Source organism: Streptomyces avidinii, assembly GCF_045161815.1.
GTDB lineage: Bacteria > Actinomycetota > Actinomycetes > Streptomycetales > Streptomycetaceae > Streptomyces > Streptomyces avidinii.
Genome location: NZ_CP108863.1, coordinates 8,923,269 through 8,945,393 on the forward strand (window position 1 = coordinate 8,923,269; position 22,125 = coordinate 8,945,393).

Annotated in this window: 20 protein-coding genes; 14 read left to right on the forward strand and 6 right to left on the reverse strand. The window is 73.9% G+C overall.

Going from position 1 to position 22,125, the window contains the following annotated elements:
• Positions 1 to 23: 23 nt before the first annotated feature.
• From OG373_RS40640 to OG373_RS40650, 3 genes are all read right to left on the reverse strand, one after another.
• Positions 24 to 920, reverse strand: coding sequence for an arginase family protein (locus tag OG373_RS40640; RefSeq protein WP_405435130.1), 897 nt, complete (start codon positions 918 to 920; stop codon positions 24 to 26).
• 110 nt (positions 921 to 1,030) lie between these two features.
• Complete coding sequence (locus OG373_RS40645) at positions 1,031 to 1,792, reverse strand: hypothetical protein (RefSeq protein ID WP_405435129.1); 762 nt, start codon at positions 1,790 to 1,792, stop codon at positions 1,031 to 1,033.
• Positions 1,793 to 1,944: 152 nt separating this feature from the next.
• Entirely contained in the window at positions 1,945 to 2,937 is a 993-nt protein-coding gene (locus tag OG373_RS40650; protein WP_405443882.1) for a phospholipase, read from the reverse strand.
• 603 nt (positions 2,938 to 3,540) lie between these two features.
• Between OG373_RS40650 and OG373_RS40655 the strand changes: the two genes are divergently transcribed.
• The 8 genes from OG373_RS40655 (at position 3,541) to OG373_RS40690 (ending at position 15,656) form a co-directional block, all read left to right on the forward strand.
• The gene (locus OG373_RS40655; protein ID WP_189974056.1) at positions 3,541 to 3,729 is read left to right on the forward strand and encodes a thiazolylpeptide-type bacteriocin; all 189 of its coding nucleotides are present in this window, start codon (positions 3,541 to 3,543) and stop codon (positions 3,727 to 3,729) included.
• Positions 3,730 to 3,773: 44 nt separating this feature from the next.
• Positions 3,774 to 3,956: a thiazolylpeptide-type bacteriocin gene (locus OG373_RS40660; RefSeq protein WP_397738182.1), complete on the forward strand. Its 183-nt coding sequence runs from the start codon at positions 3,774 to 3,776 to the stop codon at positions 3,954 to 3,956.
• A gap of 116 nt (positions 3,957 to 4,072) precedes the next feature.
• Entirely contained in the window at positions 4,073 to 6,847 is a 2,775-nt protein-coding gene (locus OG373_RS40665; protein WP_405435127.1) for a hypothetical protein, read from the forward strand.
• 68 nt (positions 6,848 to 6,915) lie between these two features.
• Positions 6,916 to 8,118 (forward strand): lantibiotic dehydratase C-terminal domain-containing protein, encoded by a 1,203-nt coding sequence (locus OG373_RS40670; RefSeq protein ID WP_405435126.1) that lies wholly within the window; start codon positions 6,916 to 6,918, stop codon positions 8,116 to 8,118.
• Complete coding sequence (locus OG373_RS40675; protein ID WP_405443883.1) at positions 8,115 to 10,064, forward strand: hypothetical protein; 1,950 nt, start codon at positions 8,115 to 8,117, stop codon at positions 10,062 to 10,064. Before OG373_RS40670 ends, OG373_RS40675 begins: the two co-directional genes overlap by 4 nt.
• Positions 10,061 to 11,974 carry a TOMM precursor leader peptide-binding protein gene (locus OG373_RS40680; protein ID WP_405435124.1) on the forward strand — a complete coding sequence of 638 codons (1,914 nt, stop codon included), beginning with the start codon at positions 10,061 to 10,063 and terminating at the stop codon, positions 11,972 to 11,974. The genes OG373_RS40675 and OG373_RS40680 overlap by 4 nt, the downstream gene beginning before the upstream one ends.
• Before the next feature lie 30 nt (positions 11,975 to 12,004).
• Positions 12,005 to 13,843, forward strand: a complete 1,839-nt coding sequence (locus OG373_RS40685) for a thiopeptide-type bacteriocin biosynthesis protein (protein WP_405443884.1) — start codon at positions 12,005 to 12,007, stop codon at positions 13,841 to 13,843.
• Positions 13,844 to 13,946: 103 nt separating this feature from the next.
• Positions 13,947 to 15,656: a PKD domain-containing protein gene (locus OG373_RS40690; RefSeq protein WP_405443885.1), complete on the forward strand. Its 1,710-nt coding sequence runs from the start codon at positions 13,947 to 13,949 to the stop codon at positions 15,654 to 15,656.
• Between the two features lie 76 nt (positions 15,657 to 15,732).
• Here OG373_RS40690 and OG373_RS40695 read toward each other — a convergent pair whose 3' ends face one another.
• Entirely contained in the window at positions 15,733 to 16,704 is a 972-nt protein-coding gene (locus OG373_RS40695) for a PP2C family protein-serine/threonine phosphatase (RefSeq protein ID WP_405435122.1), read from the reverse strand.
• Positions 16,705 to 17,388: 684 nt separating this feature from the next.
• On the opposite strand from OG373_RS40695, the gene OG373_RS40700 reads away from it, so the two are divergent.
• The 5 genes from OG373_RS40700 to OG373_RS40720 all read left to right on the forward strand — a co-directional run bounded on the left by OG373_RS40700 (position 17,389) and on the right by OG373_RS40720 (position 19,912).
• Positions 17,389 to 17,628 (forward strand): hypothetical protein, encoded by a 240-nt coding sequence (locus tag OG373_RS40700; RefSeq protein WP_405435121.1) that lies wholly within the window; start codon positions 17,389 to 17,391, stop codon positions 17,626 to 17,628.
• A 2-nt stretch (positions 17,629 to 17,630) separates the two neighbouring features.
• Complete coding sequence (locus OG373_RS40705; protein ID WP_405435120.1) at positions 17,631 to 18,194, forward strand: RNA polymerase sigma factor; 564 nt, start codon at positions 17,631 to 17,633, stop codon at positions 18,192 to 18,194.
• Positions 18,187 to 18,852, forward strand: coding sequence for a hypothetical protein (locus tag OG373_RS40710; RefSeq protein ID WP_405435119.1), 666 nt, complete (start codon positions 18,187 to 18,189; stop codon positions 18,850 to 18,852). The genes OG373_RS40705 and OG373_RS40710 overlap by 8 nt, the downstream gene beginning before the upstream one ends.
• A gap of 323 nt (positions 18,853 to 19,175) precedes the next feature.
• Positions 19,176 to 19,337: a hydrophobic protein gene (locus OG373_RS40715; RefSeq protein ID WP_397738155.1), complete on the forward strand. Its 162-nt coding sequence runs from the start codon at positions 19,176 to 19,178 to the stop codon at positions 19,335 to 19,337.
• Between the two features lie 206 nt (positions 19,338 to 19,543).
• Positions 19,544 to 19,912, forward strand: coding sequence for a PRC-barrel domain-containing protein (locus tag OG373_RS40720; protein WP_405435118.1), 369 nt, complete (start codon positions 19,544 to 19,546; stop codon positions 19,910 to 19,912).
• Positions 19,913 to 19,970: 58 nt separating this feature from the next.
• Here the strand turns inward: OG373_RS40720 and OG373_RS40725 are convergent, their stop codons facing one another.
• Positions 19,971 to 20,225, reverse strand: a complete 255-nt coding sequence (locus tag OG373_RS40725; RefSeq protein WP_405435117.1) for a hypothetical protein — start codon at positions 20,223 to 20,225, stop codon at positions 19,971 to 19,973.
• Positions 20,222 to 21,094 (reverse strand): oxaloacetate decarboxylase, encoded by an 873-nt coding sequence (locus OG373_RS40730; protein WP_405435116.1) that lies wholly within the window; start codon positions 21,092 to 21,094, stop codon positions 20,222 to 20,224. Before OG373_RS40730 ends, OG373_RS40725 begins: the two co-directional genes overlap by 4 nt.
• A 333-nt stretch (positions 21,095 to 21,427) precedes the next feature.
• Between OG373_RS40730 and OG373_RS40735 the strand changes: the two genes are divergently transcribed.
• On the forward strand, positions 21,428 to 21,985 hold the full coding sequence (locus tag OG373_RS40735; protein ID WP_405435115.1) for a SixA phosphatase family protein: 558 nt from the start codon (positions 21,428 to 21,430) through the stop codon (positions 21,983 to 21,985).
• Positions 21,986 to 22,125 lie beyond the last annotated feature (140 nt).

Genomic DNA, 22,125 nt, shown 5'->3' on the forward strand with positions numbered 1-22,125 from the left:
CCCTCCCGGGTGCGCGTCGCCGCTCAACTCCCGTGGCCGGTCCGCGCCGACAACCCTCGGCACAGGCACGCGCAGAGACGGGCGGCCAGTGTCCCGTCGGGATCCAGGCGCGGGTTGAAGATCGTGACATCGAGTCCGACGGCGCGTTCGTCGGCCAGCGCGATCCGCAGCACGCTCTCCAGCTCCGGCCACGTCAGCCCGCCGGGAATGCGGTAGTCGACGGCCGGCATGAGGGCGTCGTCCAGGACGTCGACGTCGAGATGGACCCAGAATCCGGCGCTCCCGCCGTCCCCGAGACGCTCGATCGCCCGGCGCGCCGCCGCGCCGGCACCGGCCGCACGCACACCCTCCAGATCGACGGTGAGCAGCCCCGGAGGCAGGGGCTGCATCCCGGCCCCGGCGGACTCGCAGGCGTCACGGAAGCCGAAGGCGACGACGTCCTCGTCGCGCACCAGCGGCCCGCGGCCCTCGAGGTCGGCGAGCAGCCGGGGCCCACGGCCCGTGGCCAGTGCGAGCTCCATGGAGGCCGCCTCGCCGGTCGGCTCCGCCGCCGGCTGGTAGAAGTCGGTGTGGCCGTCGAGGAACAGCAGGCCGTACCGTCCGCGGCGCCGCAGGCACAGGAGGTTGCCGAGCAGGATGCTGCAGTCGCCGCCGAGGACCACGGGGAAGAAACCACCGTCCAGGACGCTGCCGACGGCGTCGGCCAGGGCGAGCGAGTACCGTGCGATGCCGAGCGGATTGAGGATCCCCGTGCTCCCGTCCCGCCCCGGGTCGTACGCCGTGGCCTCGACCCGGCCGGCCCGCACGGCCCCCAGCCGCTCGGCCAGGCCGGCACCGAGGAGAGCCGCCGGCAGGTCCTGGACCCCCGAGGGCCGCAGCCCCAGCACGGACGGCGCCTCGACGATCGCCGGCTTCCGCACGCCTGCACCCCTTCGCCGTCGCCCGCGTGGACCGTCGCACCGAACCCGAACCAACCACTGCGTACTCTCGCAAAGAGACCGGCCGGATCAGGGGACCGGCAGCACGTACGTCAGCGTGTGGCCGCGTTGCGCAGCGCGAGGGTGGTCCGGGCGGCGCCGGCCAGGTCCCTCTCCCGGACCAGCCGTACCCCGACGAAGTTGGCGGCGTCGCTCCACGCGCAGAGCGTCTGGTCGCCGTCGGGGCCCGCCACGAGGCCGCAGCTGAGGCCGCCGCCGTGCTCGCCCGCGTCGAAACCGGTCACGTCGCGGGCCTTCGCCGCGGTGAAGTAGTTGCGGAACTCCTGCGAGATGGACTTGGTCGCCTTGTCCTCGGCCACCTTGGGGTCCCAGTCGGCGCTGTTGACCAGGACGAAGAGGTCGAAGGATCCGTCCGCGCCCCGATCGTAGTAGCCGGTCCTCATGCTGTGCGGGAGTTCACGGCCGGCCAGCACCTCGGTCTCGGCGCGCTCGGCGGCCTCACCGCTCAGCAGGCGGTAGTCCTCGAAAGCGGCCGGGAGGACGATGACGAGGGACTCCTGGGCGCCGTCCGAGGCGCGTGCCTCGACGGCGCGGGGTTCGGGATGGTAGGAGGCCGCGGCCTTCACGCTCGCGACCACCGCGATCAGCACGGTCGCACCGGCGATGAAACCGGTCCGCTTCCTCCTCTCGCGCAGAGCCGATGCCGGGTCGGTGCCGGGCGGGGCCGACTGTTTGCGCCAGGAGCGGGTCAGCCACCAGAGCAGTCCGACAGCCGTGGCGGCGGCGGACATGACTCCGATGACCTCGCCGATGGCGAAAGCCTGAGAGGTGGGGTCGACGGAAGCGACGATCATGCCCGGCATCGTACGTGCGATCGAAATCCTGTGAACCACGGCTCCGCGCCCGGCCGATCGGCCGCAACCGGTGCAACGACCGCCGCGGGGCATCCGCACCGGTACGCACCACACGCACCACACGCATCGGTGCGACCGGCGATGCGCGTGCCCTACCGGAACAGGCGGTCACCCGGGCCGGCCATGCGATGCGTGCCGCTGTGGCGGTTCACCCAGTCACGGACGAGGCCGACGGCATTGGCGCACTGCCAGCTGTCGTCGTACTCGCGCACCCCGGTGAAGGCCCCGTAGCCCGCGATGATGCCGTCCACACGCCCCTCGCCCAGCAGCTTGTCGACGTACCACGGATCGTTGTAGGTGGTCGTCCAGGACAGGGTGGCCGCGAGCTGTCCGGCATCACGGTCCCCGGCACCCTTCTTCAGTTCCGCGCACGTGTAGTAAGTGGGTTCCGTGCAGTTGCCGAACCCCTTGGTGATGTCGCTGTCGCCGTAGTCCATCACCCGGCGACCCGCCGGGAATCCGGAACCGGACCGGTCGAACGCATCCCGCACCCGGTCGCGGGTTCCGGTCGTCGTGATCCCCTCCAGAGCGCCGAGCCGGCCCTCCAGGCTCTTCCAGCCCCTGCCGCCGACGTCCGGGGTGCTGCCGCCGTGGTACTCGTAGAACCCGTAGAGCACCGGGATCCCGGCGGCCGTCAACCGCTGTGCCTTGTCACGCAGTCCGGCGACGCTGCACCCGCGGTTCTCCCGTTCCCCGCAGTAGTTCGGGTCCTTGATGTCCAGCCAGACCAGCGCCGGCCGGCGTCCCGAGCCGGCGTGGGAGAGGATGCGGTCGATCATGCTGTCGAAGCCGGGGCCCAGCCGGTTGTCGCCGGCCGAGGAACAGTCGTGATAGGCCCGCCATTCGTTCGGGTTCCACCAGGCGCACACGTCTATCTCGATGCTGTTGGCGCCGTGCCGGAGCGCGGCGTCCACGCCGTCCAGGGTGTTGACGCGGTGCGCGACGGCATAGATCGGGCGACGCTGGTCGGCTGCTGCGGCCGGGGCCGTACCGAGCGCGGTGGTACCGATGACTGCGCACAGGGCCGCGAGCAGCGCCAGGAACAGCCGTGGGCCGGAAGAACCGGGCCTGAGGTGATTGGTCAAGAACATACTCCGTCATATCGGTGTCCGAATCGGACAATTGATCTCGGCGGTCGCATGCGGGCATGCGATAAATGCATGATGAATGAAATCCGATCGGGGGTGGCCCCCGAGTGGCGGAAAACCGATTCCGCCCCCTGCGTCGTGTGACGGAAAAGCGACCGGGAAAGGGGGAACGGAAATCCCGGTACGGCCGAATCCCCTTCCCGTGACCGGATGTCCACCCAGGCCCTGCGGACCGCGGACCACCGCTTTCCGGTCTGCCGGAAGTCGCCGGCCCGCACCCGGCCTGCGCCATCCGGCTCGGACCGCCCCACCTCGCAATTCCCGAGCCCCCACCGGGAAAATGCGGCCGCTTACGCTCCGGCGGGCCTCGAGGGACCCCGGGGAATACTGGAGAGCGGCCGGAACACCGGCCGGCACACCCGTACGGCCGGTTTCGGCCGGCAGCAACGTGACCGAGTCGAACCGGACTTGCCCAGGTAGCGAGCAGAAGTCCCACGCGCTTGCCGCCCTCCGTTAGGCCTCGCAATGCTTTCGAACGATCCGGCCGACCGACGTTCAGTGCACCTTCGGCTTTCCGCTTCCACATCCCGGGAGACACATATGTCCGACGCCGCGCGTACCCCCGAGGCCGAACTCCACGACCTGGAGCTCGACCTCGGCGACCTCACCGTCACCTCGATGCGGGACACCGCCGCACTGCCCGAGGGCGGCGCGTCCTGGGGCTCCTGCTCCTGCCAGGGCTCGTCGTCGTGCGCCCAGCCGCACGACGCGGTCGCCCTCCAGGCCTGACCCCGGCCCGATCCGACCCCGACCCCGAACACGAGAGGAAACCCATGAACGACGGCACACAGTCATCCGGTTTCGACCTCGACGACCTCGACCTCGGTGAACTCACCGTGACCTCCATGCGGGACACGGTCGCACTGCCCGAGGGCGGCGCGTCCAACGGCGGCAGCTCCTGTTCCTGCGGCTCGTCCTCCTGCGCACACCCGCAGCTGCCGGAACTCCCCGTGTAACGCAGGACACCGGCGCACCACCGCATGACCGCACCACCGCTCGGCAGACGCTTCCCGCCGTGCCCCGTGCCCGGCGGGAAGCCCGCGCGCCGCACCCACCCACAGGACGGGAACCCATGCCGCAGCCGCAGCCGCAGCCGCACCCCACCCCCGGCGCCGACGGCTACCGGGTACGCTCCGCCCCCTACGCGCTGGCCCGCGCCACCGTGCTCGCCCACCCGGCCCAGCAGCCGGCACCGGCCGCCTTCCGCGACCTGCTGGCCCGCCTCCACCGGCTCGACACCGAACTGGCCCTGACCGCCGCACCGCTCTGCGACGACCTGTACGCCGCCCGCGACGGCCACCCCGCCGACTTCCACCGCGACGTCGTCCTGCCCCTGCGACGGGCCCTGCACAACGGCCGTGAACCCCGCCCCGCCGTCCTCGCCCGACTCGGCGACCTCCCGGCCCGCCTGCCCCGGCTCGCCGCCTGGCTCACCCTGCGCGCCGACCGCGACACCCTCCTCACCGCCCTCGACGCCGCCGCCGGCCCCGCCCTCGCCGCCGAACGCACCGCACTCGCCGCCCTCTGCCGCGAACCCGCCCTCGCCCGGGCCACCGCCCTGACCAGCGCCGACCTGCTGCGCGCCGTGAACCGCGCCGCCACCGGAGCCGACGACCGCCGGGCCCGCAAGGAGGAGCCCACCGTGCTGCGCTACGCCCTGCGCGCCAGCACCAAGACCAGCCCGCTGTCGTGGTTCACGGCGGTCGGATGGGGCCCACTGACCCCCGCACCCGCACCCGCCCCCGATGCCGCCGCGGGCCCCGCCCTCGCCGCCGGCCCGGCCCGCCCGGTGACCTCCTGGGGCGCCGCACCCCTCCTCGACGGCCCCCTGCGGTCCGTCGTACGGGCCAACCGCACCCTGACCACTGCGCTGACCCTCGCCCTCCTCGACGCACCGCACCGCCGCACCACCCTGCCCCACCGCATCACCAGCACCGCACGGACCGCCGGCGGGCGGGCCGCGTACTCCCGCGACCGGCCCTCCTTCGCCGGCGGCCGCTACCTCGTGCCCGGCGAGGACGAGGCGGAAGTGGCCTCCGGCGGAGCACTGCGCCTGCTCACCGGCCTCGCCGAGAACCCCGTACCGCTCGCGGAGTTGACGCAGCACCTGGCCACGGCGCTGCGCCCCGCCGGCGACGACGACGGTGGCGGCCGGGCCGCGGCCGCCGCCTTCCTCGACCGGCTCGCCCGTGCGGGCCTGCTGGTCCCGCAGGACCCCGTCCCCCCGCAGGACCCCGACCCCCTGCGCCGCCTCGCCGCCTGGCTACGTTCCTTCGCGCCCGGCCACCCCCAGGACGCGCAGCGCGCCGACCGGATCGCCGAACTCGGCTCGCTGACCGACCGGTTCGCCGCCGCCCCGGCCGCCGAACGCCCCGACCGGCTCACCGACCTCACCCGGCGCTGGACCGCCGAACTTGCCGCCGCGGGCCGGCCCGTCCCCACCGCCTCCGCCCCGCTGACCGTCCTGTCCGAGGACGTGGTCGCCCCGCACCCGCTGGCCCTCGACGGCTTCCTCGGCGCCGCCGACCACGAGGCGCTCGGCGAGGTCACCGCCCTCGCCGAACTCTTCGACCTCGGCCATCTCGTCCGCCGCGCCGTCCGCGACCGCTTCGTCGAGCGCTACGGCCCGGGCGGACGCTGCGCGCACCCCTGGGAGTTCGGCGCCGACGTCACCGCCGCCTGGGAGTCCGCCGGACGGATCGCCCTCCTCGACCCCGCCGACCGCGACGCGTTCCCCAGCGCGACCGAGCCACTGGCCCGGCTGCGCGCCGAGATCGCCGACGCCCTGCGCGACCGGAGCGGCCCCGCCGGCCACCGCACCCCCGACCCCGCCGGGGACCGCGACGAGGCGCTGCTGCCCGCGGACACCCTCAAGACCCTCGGGGAGCGGCTCCCCGCCCCGACCGTCGAACGGCCCCTCAGCTACGCCTACTTCCTCCAGCGCGACCCCGCCTCCGGACTGCTGGCCGTCAACCACGTCTACGGCGGATGGGGCCGGTTCGCCAGCCGCTTCCTGGACTCCCTGGACCCCCGCGCCACCGCCGAGATGTCCCGGCAGATCCGGCGCGGCCTCGCCCCCGGCGCCCGCCCCGCCCAGATCCGCCCCGTCGGCGGGTTCAACGCCAACCTCCACCCCCTCCTCGTCCCGGACGAGATCGGCCCCGACCGGCACCGCACCCCGATCTCCGAGGCCGACCTCGAACTCGTCCACGACGAAGCCACCGACCAGGTCCGGATACACCTGCGGGCCACCGGCGAACCGCTCGACGTGCTCTACCCCGGCTTCCTCGCCCCCGTACTGCTGCCCGCCCGCATCGCCGCCCACCTCGGCGACCACCCCGGCGGGGTCGTCGACTTCCGCCCCCTCGCCCCCCGCCACGCCCTGCCCGCGCCCGGCGGCACCGTCACCGTCGGCTCCCGGCTCCGCCACCGGCACGTGGTGCTCCAGCGCCGCCGCTGGCTGCTGCCGCCCGGCGTCGTGGCCCGGCTGCGCACCGACCTCACCGCCGACACCGGCCCCGGCCGGGTCCCCGCGGCGGCCGCCGCCCACTGGCGCGCCCTGCTCGGCCTGCCCGAGCAGATCTTCCTGCACCCGCTGGCCGGCGCCCCCACCGGCCGGGCCACCGAGGACTTCCTGAGCCGGCTGGCCCGCCCCAAACCGCACCTCGCCGACCTCGGCAACGCCCTGCACCTGCGCTGCCTCGCCAAATGGCTGTCCCGGCACACCGACGGCGTCGTCCTCGAAGAGGCACTGCCCGCACCCGGCGGCCTGGACACGCCCGCCCGGGCCGTCGAACTCGTCCTCGAGGTCTACCGCGACGGCCGCCCGCGACGCCCGGCCCGATGACCCGCCCGATGCCCCGCCCGCCGACCCGCCCGCCCGGCCCGCAGCACCAGGAGAGGAGCACACCGGACATGCCGCCCCCCGACCCCGAGGCCCCCGCACCCGCAGGAGGCGACGACCCGCGCGACAGCAGCGCGCTGGACGTCGTCGCGTACTACCACCACCCGGTCAAGGCCCCGCTGCTGCGCGAGGTGATGCTGCCGCTCGCCGCCTCCGTTTCCGTCTCCGCCGACGGGACCGACGGCGGGATCGCCGCCCACGTCGAGCGGCACTGGCTGCACGGCCCGCACCTGCGGCTGCGCCTGCAGGGCACCGACCCCGCCCGGGTGGCGCACACCGCCGAGGCCGCGGCCGCCCGCATCCGGGCCCGGCTGCGCGCCCACCCCTCGCACAGCGACCTCACCGAGGCCCAACTCCTCGAACGGGCCGCCGAGTCCGGACGCGCCGAACTCGTCCCCCCGCCCTACGGGCCGGTCCACCCCGACAACACGGTCCGGATCGAGCCCGTCGACCGGTCCTTCGTACGGGGCCTGCTCGGAGCGGACGGGACCCGACTGCGGGAGGACCTGCTGCGGTCCGGCCTGGACGCCCTGCGCTCCGGCGCCGAATTCCTCGGCCGCCACCAGGACACCGACCGGGCCCGGCTCCGCCTCGCGGTGACCGCCCTCGCGGCCCACGCCTGCGCCCACCCCGGCGGCCTGACCGGCGGGCACTGGTCCTACGTCTCCCACCTGGAGGACTTCCTGCTCCACGACGACCCGGACGGAAGGCTGCGCGCCGCCTTCGAACGGCACGCGGAGCGCGCCGGGGACACCGCGACCGCCCTCGTCGCACGGATCGCCGACGGGCACGCGGACGACTGGGAACAGGCCTGGGCCGCCTTCTCGCAGGGCGCCTGGCGCCTTGCGCAGGAGCGTTACGACGCCGGCGCCGACCTCCACGGAGACCCCCTGGCCTACCGGGTCCGGGCCGCCGCCACCGGCGACACCGTCGCGTACGAGCGCTGGAACCAGGACATCCGCACCCGCTACAGCGAGTTCCACCGCCTGCTGCGCCGCGCCGACCCGCAGGGCGCGATGTGGAGCCGCCCCGACTACCTCATCCACCGCGCCTGCACGAACGCCCTGTACCGGCTGCTGACCATCTGCGACGTCCGCCCGCTGGAGCGCTACCTCGCCGCGCACCTGGTCGTCCGCGCCGTGCCCGCCCTGACCGGCTGCGACTGGCGCACCGAGATCGACGCCGTCATCGACGCGGTGGAGGCACGGACATGACCGGCACGAACCCCGACACGGCCCCCGGTACGGACCCCGGCACGGGCGGCCGCGCGAACGGCGACGCCCGGCCGCACCCCGGCGACCGGCTGCGCCCCGGCACCGCCGTCACACCGCTGCGCGCCGGCCTGCACCTGCGGGGCCGGCGCGGCAGCGTCACGCTGGAGGGCAGCACCGCCGTTCCGGTGGTGTGGGGCCTGCTGGAGGAACCCCTGCGCACCGGCCGCCTCGCGCAGTTCCGGGAGGGCCTGGCGCCGGGCTCGTCCGTCCGCACCGCCGTCGACACCCTCGTCGGCCGCCTCGCCGACCACGACCTCCTCGTCCCCGCCCCACCCGCCGCCGCGACCCCGGCCCCCACCGGCCCGGCGGACCCGGCCGTCGCACGGTGGATCGACGCCACGGCCGCGCACCCCGCCGACGCGGCCGCCGCCCTCGCCACCGCCCGGGCCGAGGTCCTGGCCCTCGACCCGGCATCCCCGGCCGCCACCGCCGCCGTGCGCGCGCTGGAGGCCGGCGGTCTGCCCGTCACCCCCACCCCCGACCCCGGGCTGCCCGGGGACCGGGTCCTGCTGACCGTCCGCGGCGCCGGCCGGGACCGGACGGTCGCCGCCGGCCGCAGCGGCAGCACCGGATACGTGACCGCCCCCGGCAGCGCCGCCCAGGCACGCGCCGACGCCGCGGCCCTGGAGGCCCGGCTCACCCACGCCGCCGACGGCGCCGGGGAAGCCGGCGCACCGCAACCCCACGAGGTCCCGGGCGCGTTCGCCGCGCTGCTGGCCGGCGCCGCCGCGCACCGGCTGCTGTGCGCGGCCGCCGCACTGCCCGACCCGGCCGCCGAGGGAGACGACCCCCGGCTGCTCCCGGGGATCCCCGCCGTCCTCCTCGCCGACGCCCGCCCGCCGCGCGCCGACCTCCACAGCTGGCTCGGCCCCCGGCGGATCGACGCGGACCGCCACGTCCGCCTCGCACCCCCGGCCGACCTCGCCGAGGCACTGCGCCGCATCGCCGCCCTCGGGGAGCCCCGCTGCGGACCCCTGCCCGGACCGCTGCCGGGGGACCTGCCCCAACTCCCGGTACCCCTCGCCACCTGCACACTGCCCGCCCCCGCCCCCGCCCCCGCCCCCGCCCCCGCCCCCGCCCCCCCCCCCGCCCCCGCCCCCGCCCCCGCCCCCGCCCCCGCCCCCGACCCCGGCCCCGCCACCCGGGACACCGGAACACCCCGGACCCTGACCGGCGGCGCGCCCCGGCTGGACCTGGCCCGGCTGGAACTGTTCTGCCGCGCCGCCGAACTCCTCCTCGGGGACGACACGTTCACCGTCGGAGCCGGCCCCGGGCACGCCCTCGGCCGCGCCCTGCGCCACGGCGCCGCCCGCCGCCTCGCCGCGGCCGCCCCGGACGGGCGCACCGCGGTGGACCCGGCCCGATGGTCAGGCCACCCGCAGCTGCGCCACTGGTGGAAGATCCTGACCGACCGGCTCGACGTCGCCGCGCGACTGGAGGTGCACCGGGCGGCCCCCCGCGCGCACGCCTACCGGGCCGTGGTCCGCCGCACCCCGGCGGGCCCGGGGCACGGGCCGGGCCCGGTGCTCGGCGAGGCCGTCGAGGCCACGCCCGGCGACGCCGCGGCCTTCGCCGCGCTGGCCGCCGTCACCGCCGCCCGCACCGCCGCGGCCGGGCCGTCCGCCGCCCGGCCCCGCCCTTCCGGCGGCGCGGTCGCCCCGCTGGCGGTGGCCGGTGCACGCACCGCCGCCTGGGAGGACCTCGGCTGGAGCGGGGGCTGGCTCGCCGACCTGGCCGGGCGCGAGGAAGCCTTCCAGGACACCCTGCACCGGCTGTCCGGAGCAGGCCCCGCGCCCACGCCGGACCCCGCCCCCGCCCCCGAACCCGCCGGCCTGCTGCGCTCCTTCGGCTTCACCGTGCTGCGCACCGCCGAGGAGACCCGATGACCGCCCCCGCCCCGGCCCGCGCCGCCGCCCCCGTACTGGACGCCGCCACCGCCCTGGCCACCACCACCGGCCGGGCCGCGGTCCTGCTGACCCACTGGACCCTCGGCCTCGCCGAGGAACTGAGCCGCCACGCCCTGCGCCGGCCCGTCGCCCTGGTCCCGGTCCGCTACGACGGGCCGCTGGCGGTGATCGGACCCGTGCTCCGGCCGGGCGGCGCGGCCTGCCTCGTCTGCACCGAGTACCAGCGCCTGGCCACCGCGGGCGGCCGGGTCCCGTGGCAGAGCCCGAAGCTGACCCTGGCCGGAGTGCCCTCACCGGCCCTGACCCCGGCCGTGGAGGCCCTCGTCCAGGAACTCCTCGACGAGGAACTCCTCGACGGGGAAAGGCTCCTCGACCAGGACGACTCGGCCGTCGTCCACATCGTCCACCAGGGCCGCGCCACCTGGTCCACCCACCGCGTCCGCCCCGTCGGCGGCTGCGACGTGTGCCACCCACTGCCCTCCGACACACAGGCCCGGCTCCGCCCGCTGCCCTCGGGGCCGCGCCCGATACCCGACCCGGCCCTCCTGCGCGGCTCCAACCCCCGTACGACCGGCGCCGCACTGCGAACCGCCCTGTACGACGAGCGGTTCGGGCCCGTACGGCTGCTGCACCGCTCCGAGGACTCGGCGTTCAGCCTCACCAGCGCGCTCGTCACCGACGGCCGGTCCGTCGACGACGGCGGCCACGGTCGGGCGCGCACCTACGCCGACAGCGAGCGCATCGCCCTCTTCGAGGCCGTCGAACGCCATGCGGGCATGCGCCCCACCGGCCGCCGCACCGACCTGCGGGCCTCCTTCGCCGAGCTGGGCCCCGACCGGGCACTGGACCCCGAGCGGCTCGGCCTGCCCGACCCCGCCCACCAGGGCCACCCCGGCTCGCCCACCGTCCCGTACACCCCGGACCTGCCGCTCCACTGGGTGCAGGGCTGGTCCCTCACCCACCGCAGACCGACCGCGGTCCCCGAGCACGTCGCGTACTGGGACGTGCCGGGCCCGGGCCGCCCGCGCGTCGTGTACGAGTCCTCCAACGGCTGCGGCCTCGGCAACAGCCCCGAAGAGGCCGCCCTGTACGGGCTGTTCGAGGTCGCGGAACGCGACGCCTTCCTCATGGCCTGGTACGCCGCCACCCCACTGCGCCGCATCCGCCCGCCGGCCGAGGACACCGACACCCTGCTGCTCGCGGACCGGGCGGCGGCGGCCGGCTACCGGCTCCTGCTCCTCGACGCGACCAACGACTTCGCCGTCCCGGCCGTCCTGGCGGTCTGCCGCTACGAGGGCGGCCGGCCGGACGCGCCGCGGATGTTCCTCGCGGCCGGCGCCCACCACGATCCGCGCGCCGCCATCCGCTCCGCCGTCGCCGAGGTCGTCACCAACGTTCTGGAGGCACCGCACCGCTCCTTCGCCGAGGGAGGACCGCGCGACCCCGAGCGGCTGCGGCCCATGCTGGAGCGCCCGGAACTCGTACTCACCCTCGACGACCACGTCGGGCTGAGCACCCTGCCGGAGGCCGCCCCCCGGCTGGAGTTCCTCTTCGCCGACACCCCGGCCGTGCCCGTCGCCGAGGCCTGGCCCGGCGCCCCCGCACCGGTGCCCGACCTCTCCGGCCTCCTGACGCGGACCGTCGACCGGCTGGCCCGCACCGGACTGGAGGTGATCACCGTCGACCAGAGCGAGCCGGGGCTGCGCGAGAGGTTCGGCCTGCACTGTGTGAAGGCCATCGTCCCCGGCGCGCTCCCGATGACCTTCGGGCACGTCAACCGGCGCACCCTCGGTCTGACCCGGCTGCTGGAAGTGCCCCACCGCCTGGGCCGCACGGCCCGGCCCGGGCGCCACGAGGAACTGCCCCTGCACCCCCACCCCTTCCCCTGACCCGACCTGCGACGACGAGGACCGGACGACGTGACGACGACCGACACAGGCACCGACACCGCCACAGGCACCGACACCGCCACGGTGACCGCGACCGCGACCGCGACCGCGACCGCGACCGCGACCGACACCGGCACCGCCACGGCCACCGGCACAGGCGCCGGCACCTGGCAGAGCCACCACCTCTTCCTGCACTCCACCACCGAGGACACCGACCGCTTCCTGGTCCATGACGCGGCCCCGCTCCTCGACGGCCTCGTGGCCGCCGGCGAAGCCACCGACTGGTTCTACATCCGCTACGGGCAGGACGGCCCCCACGTACGGATCCGGGTCCGTACCACCGCGCGGCTCCCCGAACTCCCCGACCTGCTCGCCCGGAAGGCACGGCAGGTACCCGCCGTACCCGGCCCCTGGCCCTCCCGGCACGGCGAGATCCGCGCCGTGCCCTACGCACCCGAAACCCGGCGCTACGGCGGACCGCAGGCGCTGCCCGTCGCCGAGGCCGTCTTCGCAGCCTCCACCCGCACCGCCCTCGACGTACTGCGGGCCCTGCCCACCGGGACCGGGTCCGCGGCCGCGTCCCGGCTCACCGCGGCCGCGGACCTCGCGCACACCACGGCGTACGCACTCGGCATGGACCGGCTCGCCGCCGCACGCTGGCTGCGCGCGCACGCGGCGGGCTGGCGCTGGGTCACCGAGGTACCGCTGCTGCCCGCCGCCGCCGTCCACACCCGCGTCAACACCGTCCACGCGGCGCAGCGCACGACCCTCGGCGGACGCGCCGCGGACCTGCGCGACCGCCTCCGGGCGGGCACGGCGGCACCCTGGCCGGCGCACTGGGCCGAACGGGTCCGGGAGGCCGACGCACTGCTCGACGGCCTGGGGGAGCGGACCCGGGCCGCGGTCTGGGGCTCGCAGCTGCACATGCTGTTCAACCGGCTGGGCGTGAGCCCCGACGAGGAACGAGCCGTGTGCCGGCTGGCCGCGCGCACCCTGCTGGACACGCAGGACGGCCCGGCCGGATTCTTCCCGCCGGGCCACACCGCCCCCGACCTGCAGTACCTGGAGCGCAGCAAGTTCCAGATCGGCCGCGGCGAGGACTCGGCCCTGCGTCCGTCCGCCCCCGTCGAGGACACCGCGCCGGCCACGGCCGCCGCCGAAGTCCCGCTCCCCGCCGATCCGTTGCCGCAGGTGTCCCTGGGCGCCGTCCTCGCGGCCCGTTCCTCACTCCGCGGCGCCCTCACCGGCCCCCTCGACGCCGGCACGCTCGGCGCCCTGCTGTGGCACTCCCTGGCCGACAGCGGCCGCAGCGAGCAGCACCTCGCCGACGGCACGACCCGTACCCTGACCCACCGCCCCTACCCCAGCGCAGGCGCCCTGCACACCGCACGCGTCCGCCTCCTCGTCCTCGACGTGGCCGGGCTCCCGGCCGGCACCTACGACTGCGTCCCCGAGCGCCGGACCCTGCGCCGCATCGGCCCGGTGGCACCGCAGGAGGACATCACCGCCCTGTCCACCTACCTCTCGCGCCCGTCGGCCGACCCGGACTGGATCGGCATCGCGCAGGCACCGGTACTCCTCGCCCTCTACGCCGACCTCGGCCTGCTGCGCCGCCGCTACGGACTGCGCGCACTGCGCCTGGCCCTCCTGGAGACCGGCCACCTGGCCCAGACCCTGCTGCTCACGGCGACGGCCCTGGGCCTGGGCGGGACCCCGCTGGGCGGCTTCCACGACGACCTGGCCCACGAACTCCTCGGCCTCCACGACCCGGACCAGCCCCTCCAGTACCTCCTGCCCCTCGGCCGCCGCACCCCCCTCCTGTCGATCGCAAACCGCACAGCGGGTAAAGCATTGGCCCCTATGGAGTGAATCGCGTCAGAACCCCGTGACCCTTGGCCGGAACTTTCCATACGGTGGCCGCTCTTCGCTCATCACCACAACTGGGGGGCCGGTGCGCAACCACCGACTCGTAATGACCGCTGCCCTCGTGGCCGCAGGTCTCGGCATCATCCCGGGCACCGCGCAGGCGGCGGATCCCGTACCCGTCGCGGCCGGCGTGGCCGAGGCCATAGCCGAGGCATCCACCTCCGAGGGCTTCCACAGCCCGGCCGACCGCACCGTCCGTACCGCCCTGCCCGCCGCCGCCGAGGGGAGCGGCAAGGCGAACGCCAAGACCGCCGCACCACAGACCGCGCAAGCCGCGCAGACCACGCAGGCAGCCGCACCGGACGCGGGAGCCAACCCGACCCTCGCGGTCGACGTCAGCGGAACCAGCTACACCGCACACGGCATCGAGCTCACCACCCTGATCACGAGCGCCGACTTCGCACTCGGCGTCGTCATCGCCTGGGGCGACGGGAAGACCGAGACGCTCACCGCCCAGGGCGCCGCCGAACTGCACCATTCCCACACGTACGACAAGTCCGGCGAGTACCAGGTCAAGGTGACGGTGACCGACACCGCCAACGCCGTCCAGGCCACCAACGGAGGCGCCTTCCTCACCCCCGGATCCGACTTCACCCCGCACACCCCGACCCGCCTCCTCGACACCCGCTACGGCACCGGCACCGGCGCCCCCGCGGCCAAGGTCCCGGGGCAGGGTTCCGCCCGGGTGAAGGTGGCGGGCAATGCCGCCGTCCCGGCGGGCGTCACCGCGGTCGCCCTCAACGTCACGGTCACCGAGACCGTCGACAGCGGGTACGTGACCGCGTGGCCCGGCGCCGGCTACGACCGCCCCGGCACCTCGAACCTGAACTACACGGCCGGCCGATCCATCCCGAACCTGGTGATCGTGCCGGTCGGCGAGGACGGGTACATCGAGCTCTACAACGGCGGCCAGCAGCCGGTCGACCTGATCGCCGACGTCACCGGCTACTTCACCCGGGCCTCCGCCGACGGCTACACCTCGATGACGCCCGCCCGGTTCGTGGACACCCGCGAGGGCCTCGGCACGTCCCCGGGCAAGCTCGCCGCACGCAGCGCGTTCACGACCCCCATCAGCGGGCTGCGCGGGGTGCCCCAGAACATCACGGCCGTGGCACTGAACGTCACGGTGACCGAACCCGGGGGACTGGGCCACCTGACCGCCTTCTCCGGCGACGGCCCGGTCCCGACGGCATCGAACCTGAACTTCCTGGCCGGCCAGACCGTCGCCAACGCGGTGATCGTGCCGGTGGCCCCGGACGGAACGATCAAGATCTTCAACGGGGCCTATCTGCCGGCCCACGTGGTCGTCGATGTCGTCGGCTACTACAGCAAGGACAGCAAGGCCGCCTTCCTGCCCTTCACCCCGTTCCGGACGCTCGACACCCGCGAGGAGGCCTACGGCTGGCCCGGCGGCAGGTTCCGGGCCCGCGAAGCCATCACACAGGGATTCACGCCCGAGGCCGCGACCGCGACCGGCGTCGAGGCCTACGTACTGAACACCACCGTCACCGAGACCGGCGGCGACGGATTCCTCTCGGTGGCCCCCAGCCCCTACCCGCTGCCCGCACCCGGCGAGCCCGCCGCACCCACCGGACCGCGCCCCGGCTCCTCCACCCTGAACTGGACGGCCGGCGCGATCGTCCCGAACCTGGTGCAGGCCGGCGACGGCGAGCACGGCGCCATCACCTTCTGGAACCAGGGCGACCAGGACGCCGACCTGGTCCTCGACGTCTTCGGCGTCTACCAGTCCAAGTAATCCGCACCCCCCGGTGGCGGCGCGCACCCGCGCGCCGCCACCGGCATTTCCGCACCCCGAGGGCCGAACCGCAGCCTCAGGGCCTGCACAGGCGCACGGCGAGAGCGGCGATGTCGTCGTCCAGCCGTCCTCTGCTGTAACGGACGAGGTCACGGTGAAGAGCCGTCAGCAGTTCGCCGGGCGGCGTGGGGGGCTGCACACTCATCCAGGCCTCCAACGGGAAGAACTCGCCGTCACGCGCGCGGGCCTCGGCGATCCCGTCGGTATAGAGCAGCAGCAGGTCGTCGGGGGCGAACTCGAAGAAGTCGACGCTGTAGCGGTCGCCGATCAGGTCCGCGAGGCTGAGCAGCGGCGAGGTGGCGGTCGGATCGAGGACACGCAGTTTCCCGCGGTTCAGGAGCAGTGGAGGAGGATGCCCGCAGTTGAGGATGCCGATACGTCTGCCCTCGTGCGGGATCTCGACCAGAAGGGCGGTGGCGAAGCGCTCCATCGGCCCCTCGGGTGGAAAGGCGGCGTTGTACCGGGTGCTGCTGGCATCCATACGGCGCGCGACGTCGACCATGTCGCTCTCGCCGTAGGCGGCCTCCCGGAAGGCGTTGACGATCGCCGCGGCCGCCCCCACCGCAGGCAGGCCCTTGCCCCGCACATCACCGATGAGGAGCCTGACCCCGTACGGCGTGTCGACCACTTCGTAGAAGTCCCCGCCGATGCGTGCCTCGGCCGCGGCCGCCAGGTACAGCGACTCGATCTCGATACTGCCGAAGCGGCGCGGCATGGGGCTGAGCACCACCTGCTGCGCCGCGTCGGCGACGAGCCGCACCTGGAAGAGGGTGCGCTCCCGCTGGAGCCGGACGTGGCTTCCGTACGCGGCGGCCACGGTGACCGCGATGATCCCCGCAGCCGTCCACCACGTCCCCAGATCGGGGAAGACCAGACCGAGGCCGATCATCAGAAGAAGGCAGACCGTCCCGAGCAGGACGGTGGGGAGCACCGGCCACATGGCAGCGGCGAGGGCCGGGGCCGCGGGCAGGAGGCGACTGAAGGCCATGTCCGGCGGAGTGTTGTAAGCCAGGCTGGCGATGACGACGGTCAGGATGACCGGCGACAGCCGCACAAGTCTTCCCGGGCCGGGGCGCCGGCGGTGCCGCGGCCGTCCAGACTCGATCACACTTCACAGAATATCTACGTAATGAGGGCAAAGCGCTCTGGCGATCAGAGCGGGCCGCCCGCCCCGGACCGCGATCGCGTGCCCGCCGGGCACGCCGGGGCGCCGGCGAGCTGCGTACACGCCCACGACCGGGGCCGCCGCCGACCGGGTCATCGGGGCCCTGGAGGACACCGCCACCCATGGCCGTGTCGGCGGTCGACCTCATCAACGGCACGATCCGTCTCATTACGGACAGTATCGGTCCGCAACGGCAGATCCTGCGGGCCGGTCACGGCCCGGGCGGCTCCGGAGCACGACACCCGGCATCGCGACCGTGGGCCGGGACGCACGGCAGACCCGGGCCCCGCGCCACATGCCGGCAGACACCACGAAGGCCCCGACATCGACTCGGGGCCTTCGTGCACTTCGCTGACCTGTCGGTTCAACGACCCGGACGGGCGAGCGTCACGCCCACTCAGGTCCCGGCCGGCGAAATTTTTCGGTGCGATGTCACATTCGGGCCCTCTCGTTGCTTCAAGGGCCGGACGCGGCGCGCATTCGCACCGCTGAGTCGAGAGGCAGATCGTGGATCCGACGATGATGACGGTGTCGGCGGTGGTGACCGCAGTGGTCGGCGCCTTGGCCCGACTGGCGTACAGGGTGGTCAAGGAGCGGGCGGAGGTCCGCCGGGCGGAAGTCGCACAGCAGGGCCTCTCGGAGCGGGTCCGGTCGCTGCCGCCGGGCAGCCGTCTCTCGGAGCGGTCCACCGACCGCGAGGTCGAGATCCTGATCGGCGACTTCGCCGGCCGCGGCGGGGAGCGGTGACTGTGACAGAGCTGCCCGCCCCGACCCACATCAAGACCGTCCCCCCGGCACTGCTGAACACGCCACCGACCCAGCAGGACAACGGGTTCGAGGCGTTCTACACCGTGGAGATGACCAGGGTGTCGGCATTCCTCATGCACCTGGGCGCCAGCCCCTATGAGGCGGCCGATGCCACACACGAGGCGTTCCTGACACTGCTGCCGGACAAATGGAGGTCGCTGGAGCACCCCGCGGCCTACCTCCGCAAGGTCGCGTACCGCAACTACCTCCGGCAGACGAGCAGCCGCGCCTTCCCCACGGACCCGGTCCCGGACCGGGAAGGCGGCACCTGTCCGGTCGAACTCGTCATCCTCACCGACGAGCAGCAACGGATGGTCGACCTCCTCGCGGCACTGTCGCCGGCGGAGAGAGAGGCCATGGCCTGGAACCTGGACGGCTTCAGTCACGAGGAGACCGCCGAGATCCTGGGCAAGAACCCCGCCGCGGTGCGGCAGGCCTACTCCCGTGCACGCGCGCGACTGATCCACGTTCTCGGTCTGATGAAGGAGGCGGAGACCAATGAGTGACCACTACCAGGACACCCGAACCTGCGCCGAGGCCACGGCCGAGGCCGCTCTCGACGCCCTTCTCGCCAAGCACCAGACGGACCTGCACCGCGCACTCGCGTCCGCCCTGGACACCCGAACCGGCCTTGCACGACTGGGACGTACGCCGATCCGCACACCGGACCGGGCGGTGCCCGGCACCTCCGTGCTGCCCCCCGCACAGCGGGGGTCCGTGATCGAGGTGAAGTCTTCGGCGCGGCCGGCCAGTTCCACCCTGGCGTCCGCGGTGGACGCCGTCGAGGACGAACTGGAGGACATCGACATCCTGATCGACGAGATCGAAGAACACCCGAACCGGGAGGTGACGCCCCCCGGCGCCCGGATGAGCCCCCACGTCGCCCTGGTCCTCGTACACCGCGAACTGGGCCGCATCGCGGACATGCTGATCAGCAAGAGGATCACGAAGGAGTCCGCCGGCTCCGCATTCGACGTGATCGAGACGACCCTGCAGGGCCAGGTCGCGGGGTGGACCCAGAGGGTCTCCCGAGCACCCCGCGCCCAACGGCACGCCGACATGCTGGAGTTGTTCACCGCCCGGGCCAACAGCACGAGGCAGCTCCGCAACATGATCGTCCGGCTGTTCGAGGAGGCGGACGAGACCGTCCTGCAGCTCAACTGACGGACCGGCGCGCGGGCGCCGCGGTGGGGCGGGGCCGGACGGTCAGGCGGCCGGCGCGTCCGGCGCGGTGTCCGTGTCGCGGAGTCCGGCCCGGGCGGCGCTCAGGGCGGCGATCTCGCGGTCGACGTCGTAGCCCGTGTCGTCCAGATGCTTGAGCAACCTGCGCCCGCCGCGGGAGAAGAAGGAACAGCAAGCCGCCCGCCCGGGCCCGGAACCCGGCGGCGGGCTCGCAGCCCGAAGGCGCCGGCGGCCGGAATTACCCGCAAAATCCCGGGTGTATGACGGGAAACCCTGGGCATTCGACTGTCCGGAGGTTGATAATCATGGTTCCCCTGCTTCTTGTTCTTCTGCTGATCCTGATTCTCGCCGGTGCGGGTTTCGCGGTGAAAATCCTGTGGTGGTTCGCGATCGCGGTTCTGATCCTGTGGCTGATCGGTTTCGTGGCCCGCCCGAAGACCGGCCACGGACGCTGGTACCGCTGGTAGTCCGCACGCCGGAAAGCCGATTCCCCCGGCAGGTGCAACCGGTTGACGGGGGAAACCCGGTCGAGGACCGGGACCCGCAACCGGCACCCGATTCGCCCGCCGTGAATGAACCGGCGATACGGGGGCACACGACGAACAGGCCGAAGCACGAAAGACGAGGGCCGAAATCATGGTGGCCCTCAGGTAATTCGGAGGAGTTGTTTCGCGTGACTGAGAACGTATGGAGCTACAAGTCGACTGCGGGCCGTCTGCAGGCCACGGACCTCACCGGCTACAAGGTCGAGGCCACCGACGGCAGCATCGGCAAGGTCGACAAGCACTCCGACGAGGTCGGTGACGCCTACCTGGTCGTCGACACCGGTGTGTGGATCTTCGGCAAGGAGGTCCTGCTGCCGGCGAGCACGGTGATCCGGATCGACGAGGCCGAGGAGAAGGTCTACGTCGACCGCACCAAGGACCAGATCAAGGACGCGCCCGAGTTCCACCGGGACAAGCACCTCGGTGATGCCGGCTACCACCGGGAGCTGGGCACCTACTACGGCACCGGCGCCCCCTTCGGCGGCCGCCCCGCCTGACCCGGCCGACCGCGAGCCTGCCCCGGCACTCCCGAAGGAGCGCCGGGGCAGGCTCGTGTCAGGCGCCGCTGCCGCCGGCGCGCACGGCGGGGACGAGGGCGGTGAGTACCTCGACGACACTGCCGTCGTGGTCGCTGCCGGCGGTCCCGCTCCCGCTCTGCACATTGGCCGTCCGGTCGATTTCGAGGACGGAGTCGGAGTGCGAGTTGTCGATGACGGTGATCAGGCTTCCGTGGGCGGCGGCGGGTCCGGCGCTGCCGCAGATCAGGGTCACCGCCAGGCAGGCGGCGGCCCGCACGCGCGCGCGGGTCATACGCCCGCGCTCTCGCGCGCGGGAGGTACCGGCTGGTGCCGGGCGATGTTCTTCGCCAGCAGCTCCGTGGACTCCCCGACGCCGATCTCCCGGCCGCCCTCCGCGGCGGGCAGCCGCCCGTCGGCGAGCCGCAGTTCGGCGAGGGCGGTGTCCATCGCGCGGTGCGCCGCGAAGAGGCAGGGCGTGCTGTAGATGGCCACGTCGACGCCGAGGTCGGTCAGTTCACCGAGGGAGAGCCGCGGGGACTTGCCGCCGGCGATCTGGTTGAAGAGCAGCGGCTTGGACCCGACGACGTCGCGGATCCGCCGGATCCACTCGACGCTGCGGACACCGTCGACCAGGACGACATCGGCGTCCGTGGCGGCCAGCGCCTCGGCCCGGTGGAGGATGTCGGCCTCCTCGGTGGCGTCCGTGCGGGCGACGACGAGCAGCTCCCTGCGGGTCTCGAGCACCGCTTCCAGCTTCTCCAGGTACTCGGCGAGCGGCAGGACCTGCTTGCCGTCGGCATGCCCGCACCGGCGCGGACGCTTCTGGTCCTCGAGGATGACACCGGAGGCGCCGATGCGCTCCATGCTCCTCACCACGTGGCAGGCCACCTCCACATCGACGTAACCGTCGTCGATGTCCACGAGCAGGTGGTGCTGCGGGAACGCTCCGCGCAGCCGCTGGACGAAGGCCAGCATGTCGGGCCAGGCGATGAACCCGATGTCGGGCAGTCCGTAGTGGGACGCGGCGAACCCGAAACCGGAGACGAACATCCCGTCGTAGTGCCCGGCCGCGACCGAGGCCGAGTACATGTCGTGCACGCCGATCAGGGGTGTGGTGCCCGGCTCGGCGATCTGGGCCCGCAGCTTGGTCCCGTAACTCATCGTCAGCTCCTTCGAGGGTGCGTGGCGCATGGGGGAGGGGAGCGACTGCGACGCAGCAGCGCTTTACCCAAAACTGATCATTTCCTAGCCATCCCCTGTTTTGCGGCATACCAAGTCTTTACTCACCCCAACGGGCCATCCCGTTCACCACAGAAACGTCACTGGACGCCACCCCCCGAGCGGACCCGCCGCGTGCGAGGGACGCGACCGCCCGGGCAACCGCCGCCGCGCACATGAGGATGCGTACTCCCCGGCCTCCCCGCACCATGAGCCTGTACCGCTACCGCTACCGCTACCGCTACCGCTACCGGCACCGCCGTGAAGGAGATGGCCATGTCCCCGGGTCCCGCGCCCCACGTGAGGTCCTCGGCCTCCGACGCGCCGGCCGCATGCCGATTGCTGCTGGTACGCCACGCGAAGGCCGTGCCGAAGGACGTGGCCGAGGACTTCGAACGCGCCCTGAGCGACCGCGGCCGGGCCGACGCGCCGGAGACGGGGCGCTGGCTCGCCGAGTCGGGCTTCGCGCCCCGTCTGGTTCTGTGTTCCCCGGCCCGAAGGACACGGCAGACATGGCAGCTGATCGCCCCGGCCCTCCCGGACGTGCCGCCCGCCGTGTACGACGACAGGCTCTACGACGCGGCCCCGAACGTGCTGGCCACCGTACTGGCGGAGCGCGGAGCGGGGGTGAGCCGCCTGATGCTGGTCGGCCACAACACCGGCATCCACGAGCTGGCCACGGCCCTGTGCGGAACCGGCCCGCCGAGACTGCTGGACCGGCTGAGGGAAGGGCTCCCGACGTCGGGCGTCGTGGTGGTGGACCTTCCGGGCGTGTGGGAGAGCCTCACCCCGGGCGACGGCCACCTGACCGCCTTCTGGGCCCCCGCCCACTGACAGCCGCCGTCGGGCCGCTTCAGCACCCGGCGGTCGGCGAGTTCGGGCAGCCAGGGGCCCACCGGCTCGTCCAGCCGGAAACGAACCTGCGCGCCGCCGGCATCCGCATCCCGCATCAGTGACGGCCGCCCGCAGAGTTC